At 66.0% G+C, this 3,313-nt stretch carries 3 protein-coding genes; all 3 read left to right on the forward strand.

The features are described from left to right. Positions 1-274 precede the first annotated feature (274 nt). The 3 genes from OIE13_RS16665 (at position 275) to OIE13_RS16675 (ending at position 3,099) form a co-directional block, all read left to right on the forward strand. Positions 275-1,627 (forward strand): glycosyltransferase, encoded by a 1,353-nt coding sequence (locus OIE13_RS16665; RefSeq protein WP_326638673.1) that lies wholly within the window; start codon positions 275-277, stop codon positions 1,625-1,627. A gap of 34 nt (positions 1,628-1,661) precedes the next feature. Then, positions 1,662-2,843 (forward strand): cytochrome P450, encoded by a 1,182-nt coding sequence (locus OIE13_RS16670; protein ID WP_326638671.1) that lies wholly within the window; start codon positions 1,662-1,664, stop codon positions 2,841-2,843. A 61-nt stretch (positions 2,844-2,904) separates the two neighbouring features. Continuing rightward, on the forward strand, positions 2,905-3,099 hold the full coding sequence (locus OIE13_RS16675) for a ferredoxin (RefSeq protein WP_326638669.1): 195 nt from the start codon (positions 2,905-2,907) through the stop codon (positions 3,097-3,099). Positions 3,100-3,313: the final 214 nt, after the last annotated feature.

Here is a 3,313-nt window from a genome sequence, read left to right on the forward strand (position 1 = left end):
GGAAGGTCGTCGAGCATGCCATTCATTCGGTGAAGTTAGGCCGATGGCGACTCGGCAAACTCCTAGTCTTTAGAGGGCCTGGCGAGCCGGCCGCGCCCACGGGCCGGGGCCCCGGGAAAACTAGTGATCCCCCTAACATCGCCGCGATACCGTGCGGGCACGCCGATGTGCAGGACACAGAGACGTTCACGGCGACGACGGATCCGCACCGGAGCAGACACCCGCGTGTCACCGGCTGTTCGGCAGCCGGGCTCCCGCGATGGAGGTGTGTGTGATGGGCGAGGGCCGCAAGCCACTGCTGTTTGTCAGCAACGCGGGGGTCGGTGTCTTCAATCCCCTGTGCGTGATCGCCGCCGAGCTGGCCCGGCGTGGTACGGAGGATCTGTGGTTCGCGACGGACGAGTCCCGCAGGGCCGAGGTCGAGAAGATCGACGAGGGAAGCGGCGTGCGATTCGCCTCGCTCGGCGAGACCGATCCAGAGCAGTCCCCCAGTGACTGGGACGACGAGATGTACCGGCAGGTCACCCAGCGGTCCCGGTGGAAGGCGCACCGCGCGGTGGTACGGCGCGGGTTCTCCCCGGAGAGCGGAAAGCAGAAGTATCTGGCACTCGACGCCCTGGTCGAAGAGCTCAACCCAGCCCTCATGATCTTCGATAGCCTACACTCCGTCGCGCTCCTGGTAGCGCTCAAGAGGAAGATCCCATTCGCCCTCAGCTCGCCTTTCATGCCGAGCAATCTGCTTATTCCGCGTGGGTTCCCCATGCTGCACACCGGCCTGCCGTTGAATATGTCGTTTCCGCAACGGGTCCGCAACACCGTGTTCAAGCTCCGGGCCGGGATGATGTTCCTGCACCCAAAGATGCTGAGGCGCGTTCTTGAAGGCGCCTCAAAGGTGAGACAAGGTCTGCTGCCACGGGAGATTCTCGGTCTATCGGCGAAAGTCGATCACGCCGATCTCGTCCTGTGCTACACGGTCTTCGGGCTGGAGTATCCCTTTCCCGTTCCGGATAAGTTCCACCTGGTCGGCGCCATGATCCCGCCGTTGCCGGAGGCGCCGGACGACGACGACCTGTCCGGTTGGCTCGACGCCAACCCCTCCGTGGTCTACATCGGACTCGGCACCATCACACGGCTGACCCGCCACGAAGTACACGCGCTGGTGGAGGTCGCCCGCCGGTTGGACGGCAGGCATGCCGTGCTGTGGAAGCTGCCGACCGGGCAGCAACACCTGCTGCCCCCCAGGGACGAGCTGCCACCGAACCTCAGGATCGAGAGCTGGGTCCCCTCGCAACTCGACGTGCTGGCCCATCCCAGCGTCAAGCTCTTCTTCAACCACGGCGGCGGCAACGCGTTCCACGAGGGCCTGTACTTCGGCAAGCCGCAGGTCATCCGGCCGCTCTGGGTCGACTGCTATGACCAGGCGGTGCGCGGCGTGGACAGCGGGGTCAGCCTCACGGTGAACGATCCGCAGACCATCGACGTCGATGATGTGATCGACAAGATCACCCAAGTGCTGGGCAACCCTGCCTTCCGTGAGCGCGCCGAATTCTTCGCCAAGGTGCAGCATGAGGCGGGAGGCGTCCGAGCAGCCGCCGATCTGATCCTGGGCAACCCGGCGCTGAAATGATCCGACAGGTACTGCCGAAGGACGTGGCGACAGCATGGAAACGCACAATGGCGATCCGATATCCATCGAGTTCCCGAGGCGGCGACGCGGGCAGCTCTCTCCCCCGGACGAATACGCCTCACTCCGGGAGCAGTCGGGACTGGTCAAGTCGGCGCTGCCCAACGGCAGCACCGTGTGGCTGGTCACTCGACATGATGACGTGCGCACTGTGCTCACCGATCCCCGGATCAGTGCCAGCCCCTTGCACGAGGGCTTTCCGACGATCGGGCGCAACGGGACGGTGCCGCCGCCCGACCAGATTCCCGGCTGGTTCGTCGCGTACGACCCGCCGGAGCACACCCGCTTCCGCAAGGCTCTGATCCCTGAATTCACCGTACGGCGGATCGCTGAGCTTCGCCCGGCCGTCCAGCGGGTCGTCGACACCTGCATCGACGACATGCTCGCCACCGGCACCACCGCCGACCTGGTGTCCGCGTTCGCGCTGCCGGTGCCGTCGCTGATCATCTGTGAGTTGCTCGGCGTGCCGCGTACGGACCGCGAGCTTTTCGAGTCGAGGACGCGCATCCTGGTGACCTTCACGTCGACCGACGATGAACGCGAGTCCGCGACCAGGGACCTGCTGCTGTACATCTCCAAGCTGATCGCCATGAAGCAGCGGTTCCCCGGCAGGGACCTGACCAGCCGGCTGTTGTCCGCCGGGGTGCTGACCCCCAAGGAGATCTCCGGCGTCGCCCTGCTGCTGCTGATCGCCGGGCACGAGACGACGGCGAACAACATCGCGCTCGGCGTGGTCATGCTGCTGCTGAACCGGCAGTGGGTCGGCGCGCCGGGGGTGGTGGAGGAAGTGCTGCGCTACCTGTCCGTCGCTGACCGGGTGGCTCTCCGCGTGGCCATTGAGGACATCGAGATCGGCGGGCACGTCATCAAGGCCGGCGAGGGCATCGTGCCGCTCGGCGCCGCGGCGAACCACGACCATGCCACGTTCGAGCGGGCCGACGAGTTCGATCCGAGCCGTTCGGCCCGCCACCACGTCGCGTTCGGGTACGGCGTGCACCAGTGTCTCGGGCAGAACCTCGTCAGGGTCGAGATGGAGGCCGTCTTCACGTCCCTATTCCAGCGGATTCCGACCCTTCAGCTCGATCTCGCGGTCGAGGACCTGCCGTTCAAGTACGACGGTGTGCTGTTCGGGCTGCATGCGCTGCCGGTCCGTTGGTGACGGAGCGGCAGGCCCCGGCCGGTCACCTGTCAGACCCGGTCTTTCAAAAATGAGGAATGTCATGCGTGTCAATGTGAACGCCCAGCGCTGCATCGGTGCCGGCCAGTGCGTGCTCATCGCGCCGGAGGTCTTCGACCAGAGCGACGAGGGAACCGTCATCGTTCTGGTCGAAGACCTGGACGATTCGGCTCAGGCCGTTATGCGGGAGGCCGTCGTGGCCTGCCCGTCCAGGTCCATCTCGCTGGCCGAAAGCTGAGAACCGCACCGAGCGGGTAACCGCGAGCTGACCGCACGAATCCGACCCGGCCGGGTGGACGCACACCCGGCCGGGTCAATTGGCGTTCCGGACCGTCCCACTACCTCGGGTCCCGCCGTCATGGTCCCGCGCCCACGAAACGGGACCATGACGGCGGAACGTCCGGCGGGACGGCGAGACCATGACAGCGGGACGTCCGGCGGGACGGCGCGGC

It is taken from the genome of Streptosporangium sp. NBC_01810 (genome assembly GCF_035917355.1).
In the GTDB taxonomy this organism is placed as follows: domain Bacteria; phylum Actinomycetota; class Actinomycetes; order Streptosporangiales; family Streptosporangiaceae; genus Streptosporangium.

What these genes read in the sequence shown, in the direction of transcription:
- OIE13_RS16675 (WP_326638669.1), top strand. Translation starts at nt 2,905, where the DNA reads ATGCGTGTCAATGTGAACGCCCAGCGCTGCATCGGTGCCGGCCAGTGC.
- OIE13_RS16665 (WP_326638673.1), top strand. Translation starts at nt 275, where the DNA reads ATGGGCGAGGGCCGCAAGCCACTGCTGTTTGTCAGCAACGCGGGGGTC.
- OIE13_RS16670 (WP_326638671.1), top strand. Translation starts at nt 1,662, where the DNA reads ATGGAAACGCACAATGGCGATCCGATATCCATCGAGTTCCCGAGGCGG.